Annotated in this window: 18 protein-coding genes and 2 tRNA genes; 10 read left to right on the forward strand and 10 right to left on the reverse strand. The window is 67.9% G+C overall.

The features are described from left to right. Positions 1-89: 89 nt before the first annotated feature. From CK240_RS03080 to CK240_RS03090, 3 genes are all read left to right on the forward strand, one after another. Positions 90-166 (forward strand) — tRNA-Asp (locus CK240_RS03080). Positions 167-196: 30 nt separating this feature from the next. Next, positions 197-273, forward strand: a tRNA-Asp gene (locus CK240_RS03085). A gap of 113 nt (positions 274-386) precedes the next feature. Further along, positions 387-851, forward strand: a complete 465-nt coding sequence (locus CK240_RS03090; protein WP_095638875.1) for an SspB family protein — start codon at positions 387-389, stop codon at positions 849-851. A 10-nt stretch (positions 852-861) separates the two neighbouring features. Here the strand turns inward: CK240_RS03090 and betI are convergent, their stop codons facing one another. Beyond that, positions 862-1,431: a transcriptional regulator BetI gene (gene betI, locus CK240_RS03095; protein WP_095638876.1), complete on the reverse strand. Its 570-nt coding sequence runs from the start codon at positions 1,429-1,431 to the stop codon at positions 862-864. A 98-nt stretch (positions 1,432-1,529) separates the two neighbouring features. Between betI and choX the strand changes: the two genes are divergently transcribed. Genes choX through CK240_RS03110 form a run of 3 tightly spaced genes read left to right on the forward strand, consistent with a single transcriptional unit; the run spans position 1,530 to position 4,352 of the window. Then, positions 1,530-2,468, forward strand: coding sequence for a choline ABC transporter substrate-binding protein (choX, locus tag CK240_RS03100; RefSeq protein WP_095638877.1), 939 nt, complete (start codon positions 1,530-1,532; stop codon positions 2,466-2,468). Position 2,469: 1 nt separating this feature from the next. Further along, positions 2,470-3,327, forward strand: coding sequence for a choline ABC transporter permease subunit (choW, locus tag CK240_RS03105; protein ID WP_095638878.1), 858 nt, complete (start codon positions 2,470-2,472; stop codon positions 3,325-3,327). Next, the gene (locus CK240_RS03110) at positions 3,324-4,352 is read left to right on the forward strand and encodes a quaternary amine ABC transporter ATP-binding protein (protein WP_095638879.1); all 1,029 of its coding nucleotides are present in this window, start codon (positions 3,324-3,326) and stop codon (positions 4,350-4,352) included. The genes choW and CK240_RS03110 overlap by 4 nt, the downstream gene beginning before the upstream one ends. Before the next feature lie 165 nt (positions 4,353-4,517). Here CK240_RS03110 and CK240_RS03115 read toward each other — a convergent pair whose 3' ends face one another. The 5 genes from CK240_RS03115 to CK240_RS03135 form a co-directional block, all read right to left on the reverse strand. Next, the gene (locus tag CK240_RS03115) at positions 4,518-5,138 is read right to left on the reverse strand and encodes a LysE/ArgO family amino acid transporter (protein ID WP_240517265.1); all 621 of its coding nucleotides are present in this window, start codon (positions 5,136-5,138) and stop codon (positions 4,518-4,520) included. A gap of 60 nt (positions 5,139-5,198) precedes the next feature. After that, a complete protein-coding gene (locus CK240_RS03120; protein ID WP_095638880.1) occupies positions 5,199-5,945 on the reverse strand; it encodes a YebC/PmpR family DNA-binding transcriptional regulator in 747 nt (248 codons plus the stop codon). A 139-nt stretch (positions 5,946-6,084) separates the two neighbouring features. Then, on the reverse strand, positions 6,085-6,951 hold the full coding sequence (locus tag CK240_RS03125) for a class I SAM-dependent methyltransferase (protein WP_095638881.1): 867 nt from the start codon (positions 6,949-6,951) through the stop codon (positions 6,085-6,087). After that, positions 6,948-7,217, reverse strand: coding sequence for a ribbon-helix-helix domain-containing protein (locus tag CK240_RS03130; RefSeq protein ID WP_095638882.1), 270 nt, complete (start codon positions 7,215-7,217; stop codon positions 6,948-6,950). Before CK240_RS03130 ends, CK240_RS03125 begins: the two co-directional genes overlap by 4 nt. Continuing rightward, a complete protein-coding gene (locus tag CK240_RS03135) occupies positions 7,207-7,386 on the reverse strand; it encodes a DUF4169 family protein (RefSeq protein WP_095638883.1) in 180 nt (59 codons plus the stop codon). The genes CK240_RS03130 and CK240_RS03135 overlap by 11 nt, the downstream gene beginning before the upstream one ends. A gap of 144 nt (positions 7,387-7,530) precedes the next feature. Here CK240_RS03135 and CK240_RS03140 point away from each other — a divergent pair, with 144 nt between their 5' ends. Beyond that, the gene (locus tag CK240_RS03140) at positions 7,531-8,262 is read left to right on the forward strand and encodes a ZinT family metal-binding protein (RefSeq protein WP_095638884.1); all 732 of its coding nucleotides are present in this window, start codon (positions 7,531-7,533) and stop codon (positions 8,260-8,262) included. Between the two features lie 67 nt (positions 8,263-8,329). On the opposite strand, the gene fumC is transcribed toward CK240_RS03140, so the two are convergent. Then, positions 8,330-9,724 carry a class II fumarate hydratase gene (gene fumC, locus CK240_RS03145; RefSeq protein ID WP_095638885.1) on the reverse strand — a complete coding sequence of 465 codons (1,395 nt, stop codon included), beginning with the start codon at positions 9,722-9,724 and terminating at the stop codon, positions 8,330-8,332. 190 nt (positions 9,725-9,914) lie between these two features. Between fumC and polA the strand changes: the two genes are divergently transcribed. Both polA and CK240_RS03155 read left to right on the forward strand, forming a co-directional pair. Further along, entirely contained in the window at positions 9,915-12,722 is a 2,808-nt protein-coding gene (polA, locus tag CK240_RS03150; RefSeq protein ID WP_095638886.1) for a DNA polymerase I, read from the forward strand. 85 nt (positions 12,723-12,807) lie between these two features. Then, positions 12,808-13,743: a cation diffusion facilitator family transporter gene (locus CK240_RS03155; protein WP_095638887.1), complete on the forward strand. Its 936-nt coding sequence runs from the start codon at positions 12,808-12,810 to the stop codon at positions 13,741-13,743. A 95-nt stretch (positions 13,744-13,838) separates the two neighbouring features. On the opposite strand, the gene CK240_RS03160 is transcribed toward CK240_RS03155, so the two are convergent. After that, entirely contained in the window at positions 13,839-14,069 is a 231-nt protein-coding gene (locus tag CK240_RS03160; RefSeq protein WP_240517266.1) for a zinc-finger domain-containing protein, read from the reverse strand. Between the two features lie 110 nt (positions 14,070-14,179). On the opposite strand from CK240_RS03160, the gene CK240_RS03165 reads away from it, so the two are divergent. After that, positions 14,180-15,124: an ABC transporter ATP-binding protein gene (locus CK240_RS03165; RefSeq protein ID WP_095638889.1), complete on the forward strand. Its 945-nt coding sequence runs from the start codon at positions 14,180-14,182 to the stop codon at positions 15,122-15,124. An 11-nt stretch (positions 15,125-15,135) separates the two neighbouring features. On the opposite strand, the gene CK240_RS03170 is transcribed toward CK240_RS03165, so the two are convergent. Continuing rightward, positions 15,136-15,510, reverse strand: a complete 375-nt coding sequence (locus tag CK240_RS03170; RefSeq protein WP_095638890.1) for an HIT domain-containing protein — start codon at positions 15,508-15,510, stop codon at positions 15,136-15,138. Positions 15,511-15,520: 10 nt separating this feature from the next. Next, on the reverse strand, positions 15,521-17,098 hold the full coding sequence (locus CK240_RS03175; RefSeq protein WP_095638891.1) for a DUF5928 domain-containing protein: 1,578 nt from the start codon (positions 17,096-17,098) through the stop codon (positions 15,521-15,523). Positions 17,099-17,222: the final 124 nt, after the last annotated feature.

The following is a 17,222-nucleotide window of genomic DNA, read 5'->3' on the forward strand; positions in this document are numbered from 1 at the left end:
TTTCCCCCTTCAGCTGCTTATTCGCGCTTGACCTCCTGCGCGGGGCTGCGTAAACCCCGCGCACCCTAGGGTGATCCGGGGGTGGTTGGGCGGTTGTAGCTCAGTTGGTTAGAGTACCGGCCTGTCACGCCGGGGGTCGCGGGTTCGAGCCCCGTCAACCGCGCCACCACCCCCGAGGATCGCCACCGGGCAATGCGCGGTTGTAGCTCAGTTGGTTAGAGTACCGGCCTGTCACGCCGGGGGTCGCGGGTTCGAGCCCCGTCAACCGCGCCACTTTCCCCCTTCTTCCAGATAGCTGCGCGAGCCGCCGCCATGCGGCTGCGCCTTGGTCTTTTCAATCCCTGTCACATCCCTATGCTGGCGTGGCCCCAAGGCAGGAGACGACGATGGCACGCGGAATCGATTACGGCGGGATGATGCACCGCGCGATGCAGGGCCTGATCGCCGATGTCCTGCATGGCGTGGCCCAGGACGGCCTGCCCGGAGAGCATCACTTCTTCATCACCTTCGACACCCGCGACGAGGGTGTCGAGATGGCCGACTGGCTGCGCGAGCGTTACCCCGAGGAGATGACTATCGTCATCCAGCACTGGTTCGACAACCTGAAGGTGACGCACGAGGGTTTCTGGATCACGCTGAACTTCGGCAACTCGCCCGAGCCGCTGTACATCCCCTTCGATTCGGTGCGCACCTTCGTGGACCCCTCGGTCGAGTTCGGCCTGCGCTTCGAAACGCAGGACAGCGAGGACGAGGCCGAGGAGGCGCCCGAGGTCCCGGAGGCCGCCCCCGCCGAGGCTCCCCTGCCCAGCGGCGGGGCCGAGGTCGTCAGCCTGGACAAGTGGCGCAAGTAGGGACGGGGCCTCAGCCCAGGGCGTCTTCCAGCCAGCGCCGCACCATGCGGTGCGCCTTGGCCGGTTCCGGGCCGCTCTGGTCCAGGACGGCGCGCAGGTAGACCCCGTCGATCAGCGCCCCCAGCGTTTCCGCCAGCCGCGGGGCCTGGTCGCCCGCGCGGGGCCGCAGCGCATGGATCAGGTTCGACCGCAGCCTGCGGTGATAGATGGACAGAAGCCGCCCCGCTTCGGGTTCGGTCAGCGCCAGCGCATAGAAGTTCAGCCAGGCGGCGACGGTATCCTTGTCGAAATGCGTGCCGTCGAGGCTGGCCGCGATGATCGCCTCGGCCCGCTGCCCGGGGGCGGCCCCGGCCAGCGCGGTGCGAACCCCCGCGCCATAAACGGACAGGATGTGCCGCATGGCGGCCACCAGCATCTGCGACTTGGACCCGAAGTAGTGATGCGCCAGCGCAGGCGACATTCCTGCCTCGCGCGCGATCCCGGCCACGGTGACATCCTGGGTGCCCGACCGTCCGACCGCCGCGATTGCGGCATCGACCAGCGCAGCCTTTCGGCTGGCCTCGGCCCCTGTTTTGGGCATAACTGACCCCTCGGCAGAATCACCCAAGTGCCGCACCAATAACGCCGGTTGATTGACTCGTCAATCAACGAAAGCCGGCCCAAAGCAAGGAGAAGCCCATGACCATCCGCAGGACGCTTCTGGCGGTTGCCGCCACGCTGCCCGCCTTTGCCGCCAGCGCGGCCGAGCCGGACGGCTGTCGCACGGTCCGCTTTTCCGACGTAGGCTGGACCGACATCTCGGCAACCACCGGCCTTGCGACCACCGTGCTGGACGCGCTGGGCTACGAGACCGAGATCAAGGTGCTGTCGCTGCCCGTGACCTATTCGGCCCTGTCCACCGACGACGTGGACGTGTTCCTGGGCTACTGGCACCCCTCGATGGCCGCCGACCTGCGTCCCTATGCCGAGGCCGGGACCGTGGACACCGTCCGCACCAACCTGACCGGTGCAAAATACACCCTCGCCACCAACAAGGCGGGCGTCGAGGCGGGGATCACCGACTTCGCCTCGATCGCCGCGCAAAGCGAGGCGCTGGACGGCAAGATCTACGGGATCGAGCCGGGCAACGACGGCAACCGCCTGCTGCTGGACATGATCGCGCAGGACAAGTTCGGCCTCGGCACCTTCGAGATCGTCGAATCGAGCGAGCAGGGGATGCTGGCGCAGGTGGCGCGCGCCGACGCCGAGGGCGAGCCCATCGTCTTCCTGGGGTGGGAGCCCCATCCCATGAACGCCCGCTTCCAGATGACCTACCTGCCGGGCGGCGACGAGATCTTCGGCCCGAACCTGGGCGGCGCCGAGGTGCGCACCAACACGCGCGCGGGCTATGTCGCGGAATGCCCGAACGTGGGGCGCTTCCTGCAGAACCTCGCCTTCACGCTGGACATGGAAAACCAGATCATGTCCGCCATCCTGGACGAGGGAAAGGAACCCGGCCCCGCCGCGAAGGATTGGCTGGTGGCGAACCCCGAGGCCGCGACCCCGTGGCTGGAGGGTGTCACCACCTTTGACGGCGGCGACGCGCAGGCGGCATTGAACGAGGCGCTGGACGACTGAGATGGACTGGCTGACCGACCTGCTGACCGACACCAAGCTGCCGGTCGGCCAGACCGCGCGCCGCGCCTTCGACTGGCTCAAGCTGCATGGCGCGCCGCTGTTCGACGCCGTGGCCGCGGTGCTCGACCGCCTGATCGCGGCGATCGAGACGGTGCTGGAACTGCCCCATCCGCTGGTCTTCACGGCGCTGGCCGTGGCGCTGGCTTGGGTGCTGCGGCGCAGCTGGCGCACCTGCCTGTGGGTCGCGGTCGGTTTCCTGTTCATCCTGAACCAGGGCTACTGGGACGAGACGATGCAGTCGCTGACGCTGGTGCTGGCGGCGGGCGTCGTCTGCATGGCGGTGGGCGTGCCCATCGGCATCGCCCTGGCGCACCGGCCGCGGCTGTACCGCTATGTCCAGCCGCTGCTGGACCTGATGCAGACGCTGCCGACCTTCGTCTACCTGATCCCGGCCATTGTCTTCTTCGGCATCGGCACGGTGCCCGGCCTGATCGCCACCGTGATCTTCGTGTTGCCCGCGCCGATCCGGCTGACGCGGCTGGGGATCGCCTCGACCCCCAAGGCGCTGGTCGAGGCCGCCCGCGCCTTTGGCGCCACCCCGCGCCAGCTTCTGTGGAAAGTGGAACTGCCCAGCGCGCTGCCGCAGATCATGGCGGGGCTGAACCAGACGATCATGCTGTCGCTGTCGATGGTGGTGATCGCGGCGCTGGTCGGCGCGGCGGGCCTTGGCGTGCCGGTCGTGCGCGCGCTGAACAGCGTGAACACGGCGCTGGGCTTCGAATCGGGCTTCGTGATCGTGGTCGTCGCCATCATCCTCGACCGGATGCTCGCCGCTCCCCGGCGGGAGAAGGAGAAATGAGCCAAGCCTCCCGCATGGCGGTCGAGTTCGACCGCGTGTCCATCGTCTTTGGCGACAAGCCGCAACGCGCCCTGCCGCTCGCCGATCAGGGACTGGACCGCGGCGCCATCCGCGAGGCCACGGGTCAGGTGCTGGGCGTCCACGACTGTTCGCTGGGCGTGGCCGAGGGCGAGATCCTGGTGCTGATGGGCCTGTCGGGATCGGGCAAGTCCACCCTGCTGCGGGCGGTGAACGGGCTTGCGCCCGTGGTGCGGGGCGATGTGCGCATCCGCATGGGGCAGGACATGACCAGCGTCACCCGCGCGGACAAGGACACCCTGCAGACGATCCGGCTGTGCCATGTCTCGATGGTCTTCCAGCAGTTCGGCCTGCTGCCCTGGCGCACCGTGCGCGAGAACGTGGGCCTGGGGCTGGAACTGGCGGGCAAGTCCCGCGCCCAGCGCCGCGCGCGGGTGGACGAGGAGCTGGAAACCGTGGGCCTGTCCGAATGGGCCGACCGCCGCGTCGGCGACCTGTCCGGGGGGATGCAGCAGCGCGTGGGCCTTGCCCGCGCCTTCGCCACCCACGCGCCGATCCTGCTGATGGACGAACCCTTTTCGGCGCTCGACCCGCTGATCCGCACCCGGTTGCAGGACGACCTGCTGAAGATGCAGGCCCGCGCCCCGCGCACGATCATCTTCGTCAGCCACGACCTCGACGAAGCCTTCAAGCTGGGCGATCGCATCTCGCTGATGGAGGGCGGGCGCATCGTCCAGACCGGCACCGCGCGCGACATCGTCCGCCACCCGGCCAGCCCCTATGTCGCCGAGTTCGTGGCCCACATGGACCCGCTGGCGGTCCTGACCGCCGCCGACCTGTCCGAGCCGGGCGAAGCCCAGGGCAGGCCGCTGTCGCCCGACCTGTCCGTGCGCGAGGTGATGGCCGCGCTGGCGGGGGCCGAAGCGCTGCCGCTTGCGGGCGGGGGCAGGGTGACGCGGGCGGGCGTGCTGCACCGGCTGGCGAACCCGCGCAACGGATCGGGCTGAAGGTCGCGCCGCCGCGCGGGTTGCGCCGTCGCATGGGTATTTGGGTCAGGAAGAAGACCCTTGGCGTCGACACCGACCCGCGCAGAACTGCCCGAGGCAGTTTCTTCCTGACCCAAATACCCATGCGGCCGTGACGCAAGAATCGCGCAGATCACGGAAAGCGCTTCAGGCACCAAGGATCAGGGTTGCCGCGATCGTCCACATGACCAGCGCCACGCCTGCGTCCAGGATGCGCCAGGCAACGGGGCGCACGAACAGCGGCCCGAGCAGCCGCGCCCCGTAGCCAAGCGAGAAGAAGAACAGGAACGACCCGCTCATTGCGCCAAGGGCGAAGGCCAGGCGGTCGGGCTGCGCCGAGGACACCGAACCCAGCAGCACAACCGTGTCCAGCCACACATGCGGGTTCAGCCAGGTCAGCGCGGCGATGGTGGCCAGCGTCGCGGCCAGCGTCGGCGCCGCCGCGCCCTCGGCGCGCAGCGCCTCGCCCCCGCGCCAGGCGGCCCGGGCCGAGCGGAAGCCGTAATACAGCAGGAAGGCCGCACCTCCCCAGCGCATCGCCGACAGGAACCAGGGCGCGTTGCGCGCGATGGCGCCCGCGCCTGCGACGCCCGCCGCGATCAGCGCGGCATCCGAGGCCGCGCAGAACAGGCAGACGGCAAGGACATGCTGCCGCAGCAGTCCCTGCTTCAGCACAAAGGCGTTCTGCGCGCCGATGGCCACGATCAGCGACAGCCCGATGCCCAAGCCCGACAGGAAGGAGGCGGCCGAGGCGCCCTGAAACATCATCCTGCACCCCTGCATGAAAAAGCGGCGCCCGAAGGCGCCGCCCGGTACGGTTCGGGCGTCTCAGCCAAGCTGCGCTGCCACGTCCTCGGTCAGGTCGAAGTTCGCCGTCACGTTCTGGACGTCGTCGTCCTCTTCCAGCGTGTCGATCAGCTTCATCAGCTTCTGCGCATGGTCGAGGTCGGATACCTCGGCGGGGGCCTGCGGCTTCCAGATCAGCTTGGCGGTCTGGGATTCGCCCAGGGCAGCCTCGAGCGCGGCCGAGACCTCGGCCAGGTCGGTGTCCGCCGTGTAGATCCAGTGGCCCTCGTCGTCGCTTTCGACGTCCGAAGCGCCCGCTTCCAGCGCGGCCATCATGACCGTGTCGGCGTCACCGGCCGAGGCGGGGTACATGATCTCGCCCACGCGGTCGAACATGAAGCTGACCGAGCCGGTCTGCCCCAGGTCGCCGCCATGTTTGGTGAAATAGGACCGCACGTTCGACGCGGTGCGGTTGCGGTTGTCCGTCATCGCCTCGACGATGATGGCGACGCCGTTCGGGCCATAGCCCTCGTAGCGGATTTCCTCGTAGTTCTCGGCGTCGCCGCCCTGCGACTTCTTGATGGCGCGGTCGATCACGTCCTTGGGGACGGAGCTCGACTTGGCTTCCTTCACGGCAAGCCGGAGGCGCGGGTTCTTGTCGGGGTCGGGGTCGCCCATCTTGGCGGCGACGGTGATCTCCTTGGCCAGCTTGGAAAACAGCTTGGACCGCAGCTTGTCCTGCTTGCCCTTGCGGTGCTGGATGTTGGCCCATTTGGAATGGCCTGCCATGGGGTGCGCCCTTCGTGCGGGACGCCGTGAAGGCGTCTGGATGCGGATATGTCAGAGCGAGCCGCCCACGGCCTCGCGCGCAAGCTGCGGCAGGCAGGCGCCTCGTGCGCCGCCGTTCTAGCGGGGGGCGCCCGCCCGATCAAGGCGCAGCTATGGGACCGTGAGGCGCAAGGGCGACAGGATCGCGCAGCGAGTGGCGCAGCGGCTTGTGGCGGCGGCCTTCGGGGCGGCAGTCGATCACCGCCAGGATGCAGGCGGCATCAGGCTGCGCGGGCTTCCAGCCCATGCTGCGGAAAACATGCGTCCGGGCGCGGTCGCCGAAAGGGGCGAAAAGCTCTCGGGTGATGATGTTGACATGGCCGGGGATGGGATCGCGTTCCTCGAAGGGGGCGTAGATGAAGCAGAAGCCCCGGCAGACTTCCGTCAGCCGCGCCACGAAACGCTCCACCTGCGGCACATGCTCGATGCAATGCGAGCAGAAGACGATGTCATGCTGCTCGTCCATCTCATAAAGGTCGCGGCAGGCGAAGTTCACCCGCGGATAGTTCAGCCGGATCCACGGCTCCCGCAGGGGGACATGATCGATCGCGTGGACGGTCATCCGCGAGAACACGATGTCCGTCGAATGAAGCTGCGCCATGAACTGGGCGGCAGCCCCTCCGCCGCAGCCGACATCCAGAAATGTCAGGGTGTCCTGCCGGCGGTAGTGCTTCAGCAGGACGTCATGGAGATAGGGCAGGACATCCGTGGCGAAGACCATTGTCTGGGCGCCCCAGCCGAACTCGAAGGTCTCGGCCGAGCCGAAGATGTCCCGGTCGCCGTAGGACAGGTCCTTGAGGGCCGCCTGCAGTTCGTGGACGGCGCGAAGCTCGGCCGGATCAAGCGGCTCGGCCGGATCGCGCGCCGCGACGGCGGCAATTGCGGCCTTGATGCTGCGGGCAAGGGCGCTTTCGCCCGCACGCGGGCCGCCTGCCGCGGTGTCCGTCAGCAAGGGGGAACGGGTCATGGGTCGTCTCGGGTGGGTGCTGGCGCGCCGGCATGATGTTGCGCCTCGGCCAGCAGGAACAGGCGGATCGCGGTGGCAAGGCCGACCTCGGCGGGGCGGGCGTGATCAATTGCGGCGATCAGCTGGGCGCGGGTCATGCCCCGCGTGGCGGCGGCCTGCTGCGCGGCGCGCCAGAAGGCTTCCTCAAGGCTGACGCTGGTCGCGTGCCCGTCAATGGACAGCGACCGCTTGGCCGGAGGCGTCAGCGGAGGCAGGTCAAGCGTCATCGCGGCGGTGCTGGTCCAGCGTGCGCGCGGCACGGGCGGCATCCGCCTCCTCGGCGGCCTTCTGCGCCTTGGTCCGGCCGTGCTTCGCCGCGTTCTCGTCCCCCACGCGGCGCTTTTCGGCGCGTGCCTTGTCCTTGCGGAAGCGGTTGAGGTTGGTGATCTGCGCCATGGCACGATCATAGCCCCTCCGTCGTCCGGGGAAAACGGAGGAGATGCAGGGGAAAGGTCCGGCAGCGGCTCGACAATCCGTTATGTTATAACGTAACAGATTGCCGGGGCGTTTTTCGCCCGTCACGTGCAAAGGACCATCCTGATGAGAACCATCCTTCCGCCGCGTCTTGCCGCGCTTGCCCTCGGCGCCTTCGCGGTCATCGCCAGCCAGGCGACCGCAAATCCGCCCCTGGCCGCAGGCCACGGCCATGCGCATGGACATGCACATGAGGCGGACCACGGCCATGCCCCGGAACATGCGCATGACCACGCGCAGGAGAATATGCGGAACCATGGCCCGGATGCGGTCCGCAAAGGCCATTTCGATGACGGTCAGGTGCAGCCGCGCCGTCTGGGTGACTGGGAAGGCGATTGGCAGTCGGTTTATCCCCATCTGATCGACGGCACGCTGGACCCGGTGATGGCGCACAAGGCCGAACACGGCGACAGGTCCGCCGCCGCCTTTCGCGAAGAGTACGAGGCCGGATACCGCACCGACGTGGATCGCATCCGGATCGACGGCGATCTTGTCACCTTCCACCGGGGCGCGGGCGTGGTTTCAGGGCGCTATGCCCCCGACGGCCACGAGATCCTGACCTATGAGAAGGGCAACCGTGGCGTCCGCTACGTTTTCAGGAAGACCGCCGGCGACGCGGCGGCCCCCGGTTTCATCCAGTTCAGCGACCACCGTATCGCGCCCGAGAAATCCGGGCATTTCCATCTCTACTGGGGCGATGACCGCGCGGCCCTGCTGAACGAGGTCACGCACTGGCCGACCTATTATCCCGCGGCGCTGACAGGGGCAGAGATTGCGCGCGAAATGATGGCGCACTGACGGGACAGATGCAAAGGGGCGCGCGGATGGCAGTCCGCGCGCCCCCCTTGGTCCCTGGTGGACAGTCTCAGTCGTGGGGGCCGATCATCTGTTCGGGCCGCACCACGCGGTCGAACTCCTCGGCCGTGACATAGCCCAGGCCCACGGCTTCCTCGCGCAGGGTGGTGCCGTTCTTGTGGGCGGTCTTGGCGACCTTGGTCGCCGCGTCATAGCCGATGGTCGGCGCCAGCGCCGTCACCAGCATCAGCGATTCGTTCATCAGCTTCTCGATGCGCGGGATGTTGGCCTGCGTGCCGACCACCATGTTGTCGGTGAAGCTGACCGCCGCGTCGCCCAGAAGCTGCATCGACTGCAGCACGTTGTAGGACATCATCGGGTTGTAGACGTTCAGTTCGAAGTGCCCCTGCGACCCGGCAAAGCCCACCGCCGCGTCGTTGCCCATGACATGGGCGCAGACCATGGTCAGCGCCTCGGCCTGGGTCGGGTTCACCTTGCCCGGCATGATGGACGAGCCGGGCTCGTTTTCCGGCAGGATCAGTTCGCCCAGGCCCGAGCGGGGGCCCGAGCCCAGCAGCCGCAGGTCGTTGGCGATCTTGAACAGCGACGCCGCGACGGTCTTCAGCGCGCCGTGGAAGAAGACCATGGCGTCATGCGCGGCCAGCGCCTCGAACTTGTTGGGGGCGGTGACGAAGGGCAGGCCGGTGATCCCGGCGATTTCCGCCGCGATGGCCGTGTCCCAGCCCTTCTTCGTGTTCAGCCCCGTGCCGACCGCCGTGCCGCCCTGCGCGAGTTCGTAGATCTGCGGCAGGCACAGCCTGACCCGCTCGATCCCCATGCGGACCTGGTGGGCGTAGCCCGAGAACTCCTGCCCGAGCGTCAGGGGCGTGGCGTCCTGGGTGTGGGTGCGGCCGATCTTGATGATGTCCTTGAACTCGTCGCGCTTGGCTTCCAGCGCCTTGGCGAGATGGTCCAGCCCCGGCAGCAGCACGTCGCGGGCGACCATGCCGATGGCGACATGCATCGCGGTCGGGAAGGTGTCGTTCGACGACTGGCCCATGTTGACGTGGTCGTTCGGATGGACCGGCTTCTTGGACCCCATCTCGCCGCCCAGGATCTCGATCGCGCGGTTCGAGATGACCTCGTTGGCATTCATGTTCGACTGGGTGCCCGAGCCGGTCTGCCAGACGACCAGCGGGAAGTGGTCGTCCAGCTTGCCCGCGACGACCTCCTGCGCGGCCTGCACCATCGCCTCGCCGATCCCGGGGTCGAGATTGCCGGTCGCCATGTTGACCTGGGCTGCGGCCTGCTTGACCACGCCCAGCGCGCGGACGATGGCGACAGGCTGCTTTTCCCAGCCGATCCTGAAGTTGCCGAGGCTGCGCTGGGTCTGCGCGCCCCAGTAGCGGTCGGACGGAACTTCCAGCGGGCCGAAGCTGTCGGTTTCGGTGCGGGTGTCGGTCATGGCAATCCTCTGCGACCTGGGCCAGTGTTGGCGGCGTTCTAGGGCGATCCCCCCGGCTTCGCAATCGGTATGCCGTGGCATACCAGCCTGTCGCTGGACGCGGCGGCCCGCAGACCCCATCTGCAGCTGGGCCGGTTTGCGCGGGCACGCGGGGCGTGGCAGAACGGCCCATGCGGAAAAGGGGACAGCGATGAACGACGAAGGCTTCGGCAAGGGCAGCCACCTGCATCTGATCGACGGGTCGGCCTTCATCTTCCGCGCCTATCACGCGCTGCCGCCGCTCACGCGCAAGTCCGACGGGCTGCCGGTCGGCGCGGTCGCGGGCTTCTGCAACATGATCTGGAAATACATCAACGACGCGCGGGGGCCGGATGCGCCCACCCATGCGGCGGTGATCTTCGACCATTCCTCGAAAACCTTCCGCAACGAGATCTACGGCGACTACAAGGCGAACCGTCCCGAGCCGCCCGAGGAGCTGCGCCCCCAGTTCCCCCTGACGCGAGAGGCCACGCGCGCCTTCAACCTCGCCTGCATCGAGATCCGCGACTACGAGGCCGATGACATCATCGCCACGCTGGCCTGCCAGGCGCGGGAACTGGGCGGGACCGTCACGATCATCAGCTCCGACAAGGACCTGATGCAGCTTGTGGGGGACGGCGTGGACATGCTGGACCCGATCAAGGGCAAGTCCATCACCCGCGACGAGGTCTTCGAGAAGTTCGGCGTCTACCCTGACCGCGTGGCCGACGTGCAGGCGCTGGCGGGCGACGCGGTGGACAACGTGCCGGGCGCGCCGGGCATCGGCATCAAGACCGCCGCGCAGCTGATCAACGAATACGGCGACCTGGAATCGCTGCTGGCGCGCGCCGAGGAGATCAAGCAGCCCAAGCGCCGCCAGACCCTGATCGACCATGCCGAGCAGATCCGCATCTCCAAGCGGCTGGTGCAGCTCGACTGCAAGACTCCCATCGACTTCGCCATGGCGACGCTGGAGGTGAAGGACCCCGACCCGGCGGTGCTGATGGACTTCCTCAACCAGATGGAGTTCCGCACGCTGACGAACCGCGTGGCCGAGCGTTTCAAGGCCGCCCCGCCCGAGCCGGTCGCACCCGCGAAGACGGAAACCTCCGCCCCCGCCGCGCCGCAGTTCCCGCCGCTCAACTGCGAGAACTACGTCACCATCCGCGACATGGACACGCTGCGCCAGTGGCTCGACGCGATCCGCGACAAGGGCGTGGTCGCGGTGGACACCGAGACGACCAGCCTCGACGAGATGCAGGCGGACCTGGTCGGCGTCTCGCTGTGCCCCGAGGTCGGCATGGCCGCCTATATCCCGCTGGGCCATGTCGAGGGCACGGCGGACCTGTTCGGCGGCGGCGCCAGGACGGAAGGCCAGATCTCGATGGAGGAGGCGCTGGCGGCGCTGAAGCCGGTGCTGGAAGACCCCGCCATCCTCAAGATCGGGCACAATGCCAAGTACGACTGGAAGATCCTCGCCCGTTACGGCATCCGCATGGCGCCCCTCGATGACACCATGCTGCTCAGCTATGCGCTGAACGCGGCCTTGCACAACCACGGCATGGACGAGCTGGCGCAGACCTACATCGGCCACCGCTGCCAGCCCATCAAGGAACTGATCGGGGCGGGCAAGAACCAGATCACCTTCGCCCAGGTGCCCATCGACCGCGCCACCCGCTATGCCGCCGAGGATGCCGAGGTCACCTGGCGCCTGTGGCAGCACTTCAAGCCGCAGCTTCCGGCCGCGCAGGTCACGACCGTCTACGAAACGCTGGAACGCCCCATGATCGAGGTGCTGGCGGGGATGGAGATGGCGGGCGTCCAGATCGATTCGGACCACCTGCGCGCCATGTCCGGCGCCTTCGCCCAGAAGATGGCGCAGCTCGAGGACGAGGCCCATGCGCTCGCGGGCTGCAAGTTCAACCTCGGCTCGACCAAGCAGCTGGGGGACATCCTGTTCAACCAGATGGGGCTGGCGGGGACCAAGGCGGGCAAGTCGGGGGCGCTGTCCACCAGCGCCGACGTGCTGGAAGATTTCGCGGCCGAGGGCCATGAACTGCCCGCCCGCATCCTCGACTGGCGCGGGATCTCCAAGCTGAAATCGACCTATACCGACGCGCTGCCGACCTATGTGAACCCGGAAACGGGACGCGTCCACACCAGCTATTCCATCGCCGGGGCGGCGACGGGGCGGCTCGCGTCCACCGATCCGAACCTGCAGAACATCCCCGTGCGGACCGAGGAAGGCCGCCGCATCCGCGAAGCCTTCATCGCGCCGGAAGGCCGCAAGCTCGTCAGCCTCGACTACAGCCAGATCGAGCTACGCATCCTGGCCCACATGGCCGACATCCCGGCGCTGAAGCAGGCGTTCTCGGAGGGCATCGACATCCACGCCATGACGGCCAGCCAGATGTTCGGCGTGCCGGTGGAAGGGATGGACCCGATGATCCGCCGCCGGGCCAAGGCCATCAACTTCGGCGTGATCTACGGCATCTCGTCCTTCGGCCTGTCGCGCAACCTGCGCATCCCGCGCGCCGAGGCGCAGGAGTTCATCGACACCTACTTCAAGCGCTTCCCCGAGATCCGCGCCTACATGGACCGCACCACGCGCGAGGCGAAGACCCAAGGCTTCGTCCGCACCCTCTTCGGGCGGCGCATCCACACGCCGGGCATCTCCTCCTCGGGGCCTGCCGCCGGGGGCGCTCGGCGCGCGGCGATCAACGCGCCGATCCAAGGGACGGCCGCCGACATCATCCGCCGCGCCATGATCCGGATGCCCAAGGCCATCGAGGGGCTGCCCGCGAAGATGCTGCTGCAGGTCCACGACGAACTCGTCTTCGAAGCCGAGGACTCCGCCGTGGAATCCCTGATCTCCATCGCCCGCGAGATCATGGAAAACGCCCACATCCCCGCCGTCCACCTGTCCGTGCCGCTGGTCGTGGATGCAGGCGCGGGCCGCACCTGGGCCGAGGCGCATTGATGCCGCGCATGGGCCGGTTCTTCTTCGTTTGAGCATCCTGGGGGCCGGGGCAGCGCCCCGGCCCTGACCTTGAAGGTAAGCGCACATGCCGCATGATCATTCCCACGGGCATCACGCAGGCCACGCCCATTCGCACGGCGAGGGCTTGGGCGACCGCGCCCTGCTGTGGGCGGTTGTCATCAACCTCGGGCTGACGGCGGCGCAGGTCATCGGCGGGCTGGCGGCCGATTCCACGGCACTGGTGGCGGACGGGGTGCACAACCTCTCGGATGCGCTGGCGCTGGTGCTGGCCTTCGGCGCGAGAAAGCTCGCCGCGCGGGCCGCCAGCCCCGCGATGAGCTTCGGCTGGGGGCGGGCCGAGATCGTGGCGGCCTTCGTCAACTACCTCGCGCTGATCGCCGTGTCCGTCTGGCTGGTGATCGAGGCGCTGGGCCGGCTGGCCGACCCGCCGCAGGTCGCGGGCGGGCTGGTGATGGCGCTGGCGGGGCTGGCGCTGGTGATCGATCTCGGCACGGCCTGGCTGACGGCGCGGCTGGCGAAGGAAAGCGTCAACATCCGCGCGGCCTACCTGCACAACCTGGCCGACGCGGGCGTGTCGGTGGCGGTGCTGGCAGGGGGCGCGCTGATCCTCGCCTTCGGCTGGCGCATCGCCGACCCGATCCTGACGATCCTGATCTCGGCGGTGATCCTGTGGCACATCAAGGGCGACATCGGCCCCATCCTGCGGATGCTGATGCTGGGCGCACCGGCCCATGTGGACGATGCCGGATTGCGGAGTGCCGTCAGCGCCGTGCCCGGCGTCGAGGACCTGCACCACCTGCACCTGTGGCAGATCGACGAGCGGCGGCTGTCAGCCGAGATGCATCTTGTCGTGGCCGAGGGCGCCGATCCCCACGCGACCCGGCTGGCGGTCAAGTCCGTCCTGCGCGACCACGGAATCACCCATTCGACCATCGAGACGGAAAGCCCCCTGTCGGGCTGCGCGGACGAACTGGCGGGCCACGCGCACGCCCATCATTGAGGTGCCGCGGGACGGCAGCGTTGCAGTCGGACGCTGCCCCATCGTCGCATGCGACGGTCCCGGGATGTTTTCACGAGGAAGGGGGCAGGGGTGCTTCAGTGATCGCCATGCGCGTGGTCGCGGTCGATGATGAAGCGCTTGTCGCAATAGCCGCATTCGACCCAGCCGGTGTCGGGCGAGATCGCCAGCCACACCCGGGGATGGCCGAAGCCCCGCGCTTCGTCGCCCGAGCAGGCGACCTTCCAGGTCGTCACCACGGCGGTTTCCGGGGCGGGCAGAGCCTCGGCGGCCGGGTCCTGGTTGGTGGACAGGGGGGTCTCGGTCACGGGATGGCGCATCGGGGCTCTCTTGTGCTGGCGGGGGAAGGCCGGTTTAACAGGGGGCCATTCTAGCCAGCCCCCGCCCCATCGCAAGCCGGGCGGCCGAAAGGTGCGCCATGCCCAGGTCCTTCACCCCGCCCGACGCCGCGATCCGCCTGAGCGGTTTGCGCAAGACCTATGCCGCCTCGGGCGAGGCGCCCGCCAAGGAGGCGCTGAAGGGCGTGGACCTTGTGGTGCCGCGCGGGTCGATCTTCGGCCTGCTGGGGCCGAACGGGGCGGGCAAGTCGACGCTGATCAACATCCTGGCCGGATTGGTCAACAAGACGGCGGGCCGCGTCGAGATCTGGGGCTTCGACCAGGACGTGAACCCGCGCCAGTCCCGCGCCGCCATCGGCGTCATGCCGCAGGAACTGGTGATCGACCCGTTCCTGACCCCGCGCGCGAGCCTCGAGGTGCAGGCGGGGCTTTACGCCGTGCCCAGAGCCGACCGCTGGACGGACGAGATCCTCGCGCTTGTCGGCCTGTCGGACCAGGCCAACAGCTATTCGCGCCACCTGTCGGGCGGCATGAAGCGGCGGCTGCTGCTGGCCAAGGCGCTGGTCCACCGCCCGCGCATCCTGGTGCTGGACGAACCGACCGCGGGCGTGGACATCGCCCTGCGGGACATGCTGTGGACCAACGTCCGCAAGCTGAACGCGCAGGGGATGACGGTGATCCTGACCACCCATTACCTGCAGGAGGCCGAGGAGATGTGCGACGAGATCGCCATCATCAACCATGGCGCCAAGATCGTGCAGGAACCGACCGGGCAGCTGCTGGCGCGTGCGGGGTCCAAGACGCTGCTGGTGGACCCCGGCCCCTGGGACGGGGCGCTGCCGCCCCTGCCGCCGGGCGTCGGGGCCGAGCGGCGCGAGGGCCGCATCGCCCTGACCTGGCCCATGGGCGGGATCGAGGCCCATCAGGTCATCGACGCGCTGCGGCAGGGGGGCGTGCCGATGATCGACGTGGCGACCGAGGAACCCGATCTCGAGGACGTGTTCCTGACGCTGACGCGGACCTGACGCAGGGGGCCTCAGCCCGCCTGAAGCATCCGCCCCAGCGGACGGCCGCCCAGCAGGTGCATGTGGAAATGCGGGACCTCCTGCACGCCGTGGGCGCCGGCGTTGGTGATGGCGCGGAAGCCCTGGCTGCCATCCGCCAGCGACAGCCCCTCGGACTGCGCGACCTGCGCCACCAGCCGGTGGAAGCCCACGATCTCGTCGTCCGAGGCATTGGCCGCGAAGTCGTCATAGCTGACATAGGCGCCCTTCGGGATCACCAGCACGTGGACCGGCGCCTGCGGGCGGATATCGCGGAAGGCCAGCGCATGCGCGTTCTCGGCCACGGTGTCGTTGGGGATCTCGCCGCGCAGGATGCGGGCGAAGATGTTGCTGGTGTCATAGCTCATGGCGGGCTCCTCAGTCTTCGAACAGATTCGGGGTTCGGGACAGTTCTGCCGCAACTTCGGGGGTGACGCCCAGCAGGCGTTGCAGGGCCTCGGCATTCGCCTGCTCGCCCTTGTTCCTCGAGATCGTCTCGAAATCCTGGATCTCGAGGTCGTGGATCCGCTCGGCCTCGTGTTCGAGGTCGCTGCGCACGGCGGGGATGAGGCGGTTCAGGTATTCGGGCGCGCTGTGCTGGCCGGCAAGGCCGACGCGCCCGATATGGCCGCGCACGTAGTCGTCGTCGAACTCGGTGTCGATCAGCAGAAGGCGCGTGTCGGCCTTGTCGTCCAGGAAGTCCTGGATCAGCCCCAGCGCCGAGGTGTCCAGGCAGAGGGCGATGCAGGGCGTGTCGAACAGCACGAACAGCATCTTGACCAGCGCGCGCCTGTGACGCTCGCGCTTGGCCAGCGTCGTCTCGATCCCGCCCATGTCGGGCAGCTCGGCGTCGAGTTCGTTGAACAGGTAGTTCATCGCCGGGATGTCCGTGTGCCAGCGGATCGCGGCGGTCAGGCGCTTGGCCACGTGCCACTTCTTCGCCACGATCAGGATCAGTGTCCGGTCCCGGCCCAGCGAGCCCTCGGCTTCCCAGAAGCGCTGGCCGAAGCGGCGGCCGATCCGGCCCCGCTGGATCAGGAAGCGGTAAAGCCCCGCCGCCTCGTTCGAGATGGCGAACTGCGCGTCATCAGCCTTCCACAGCGCGCCCAGCCGCTCGCGCAGCCCGATCGCCTCGCCGCTGATCTTGCGGGCGAAAAGATAGTCCTGCCCCAGCAGCAGGTCGTAATGGTCGTTGTAGAAGGTCACCGGCATCCCGTAGTCGGTGAACATCAGGAAGGTCAGCGTCCGGGCGCGGATCTCCTTGCGCGGCACGACATGGGGGACGATGGTCTGGAAGAAGGTCTCGTCCGGGATCCAGGTGGTCTGGAAGAAGCGCACAACATCGGGCCGTTCGTCGCAGAAGGCCAGCACCTTCTCCATCGTCTGCCGCCGCAGGCACCACCACTGCGAGCCGATCATGACCTGGATGTCCGAAGGCACCTGCCGGGTCAGGCCCAGCCGCTTCTGCAGCTCGTAGCTGCCGTAGAACAGCTTCTTCTGGGTGCGTTCGTTGAACCAGTGGCGATAGATCAGCCGCTCTTCCTTGAAGCCGGTCTTGATCCAGTCGCTTTCGAAGAAATCGAAGTTCTCGATGTAGTCGAGGTCGTGGGCGTCCAGGAACTCGTGCGTGTAGACCGCCGACTTGATCGGCATGCAGTCGCCCGAAAGCATGTAGAAATGGGTGGCCGAGGGAAAGGCCCGGACCGCCGCCCGCACGGCCTCGAGCGTGGCGGCCACCAGCGACCACTCGCCCCAGCCGCATTTCAGCCGCCGCGCGGCGAAGGTCACCCCAGGGTTGTCCGCCAAGGCCTGGCGCAGCATGTCGAAATCGGCCGGATTCGCGCGCGCATCGAAATGGATCGACACGAAGTCGCCCGAGCCCGTCAGCCGCTGGGCCTGGGCGATGATGCCCTTGGGATCCTTGTGGCACAGCAGGATGAAGGCGATGCGGGCCATGTTCCGGGTTCACTTCGTCCAAGGCGACAACCGGCGTAACGCATGCCTGATCGTGACAATTCAACCGTCGCGAGTTGCCTTGGGTGCATAACGATTTTATGGGCAGGAACAAGCCGCCGCACAA

The organism is Paracoccus salipaludis (genome assembly GCF_002287065.1).
Taxonomy (GTDB): domain Bacteria; phylum Pseudomonadota; class Alphaproteobacteria; order Rhodobacterales; family Rhodobacteraceae; genus Paracoccus; species Paracoccus salipaludis.

Bases quoted from the DNA above. Each gene is read 5' to 3' on its own strand.
- CK240_RS03125 (WP_095638881.1), bottom strand. From the start codon at position 6,951: ATGACCCGTTCCCCCTTGCTGACGGACACCGCGGCAGGCGGCCCGCGT.
- CK240_RS03170 (WP_095638890.1), bottom strand. From the start codon at position 15,510: ATGAGCTATGACACCAGCAACATCTTCGCCCGCATCCTGCGCGGCGAG.
- choX (WP_095638877.1), top strand. From the start codon at position 1,530: ATGACCATCCGCAGGACGCTTCTGGCGGTTGCCGCCACGCTGCCCGCC.
- CK240_RS03130 (WP_095638882.1), bottom strand. From the start codon at position 7,217: ATGACGCTTGACCTGCCTCCGCTGACGCCTCCGGCCAAGCGGTCGCTG.
- CK240_RS03175 (WP_095638891.1), bottom strand. From the start codon at position 17,098: ATGGCCCGCATCGCCTTCATCCTGCTGTGCCACAAGGATCCCAAGGGC.
- betI (WP_095638876.1), bottom strand. From the start codon at position 1,431: ATGCCCAAAACAGGGGCCGAGGCCAGCCGAAAGGCTGCGCTGGTCGAT.
- CK240_RS03115 (WP_240517265.1), bottom strand. From the start codon at position 5,138: ATGATGTTTCAGGGCGCCTCGGCCGCCTCCTTCCTGTCGGGCTTGGGC.
- fumC (WP_095638885.1), bottom strand. From the start codon at position 9,724: ATGACCGACACCCGCACCGAAACCGACAGCTTCGGCCCGCTGGAAGTT.
- CK240_RS03135 (WP_095638883.1), bottom strand. From the start codon at position 7,386: ATGGCGCAGATCACCAACCTCAACCGCTTCCGCAAGGACAAGGCACGC.
- polA (WP_095638886.1), top strand. From the start codon at position 9,915: ATGAACGACGAAGGCTTCGGCAAGGGCAGCCACCTGCATCTGATCGAC.
- CK240_RS03165 (WP_095638889.1), top strand. From the start codon at position 14,180: ATGCCCAGGTCCTTCACCCCGCCCGACGCCGCGATCCGCCTGAGCGGT.
- CK240_RS03110 (WP_095638879.1), top strand. From the start codon at position 3,324: ATGAGCCAAGCCTCCCGCATGGCGGTCGAGTTCGACCGCGTGTCCATC.
- choW (WP_095638878.1), top strand. From the start codon at position 2,470: ATGGACTGGCTGACCGACCTGCTGACCGACACCAAGCTGCCGGTCGGC.
- CK240_RS03140 (WP_095638884.1), top strand. From the start codon at position 7,531: ATGAGAACCATCCTTCCGCCGCGTCTTGCCGCGCTTGCCCTCGGCGCC.
- CK240_RS03155 (WP_095638887.1), top strand. From the start codon at position 12,808: ATGCCGCATGATCATTCCCACGGGCATCACGCAGGCCACGCCCATTCG.
- CK240_RS03090 (WP_095638875.1), top strand. From the start codon at position 387: ATGGCACGCGGAATCGATTACGGCGGGATGATGCACCGCGCGATGCAG.
- CK240_RS03120 (WP_095638880.1), bottom strand. From the start codon at position 5,945: ATGGCAGGCCATTCCAAATGGGCCAACATCCAGCACCGCAAGGGCAAG.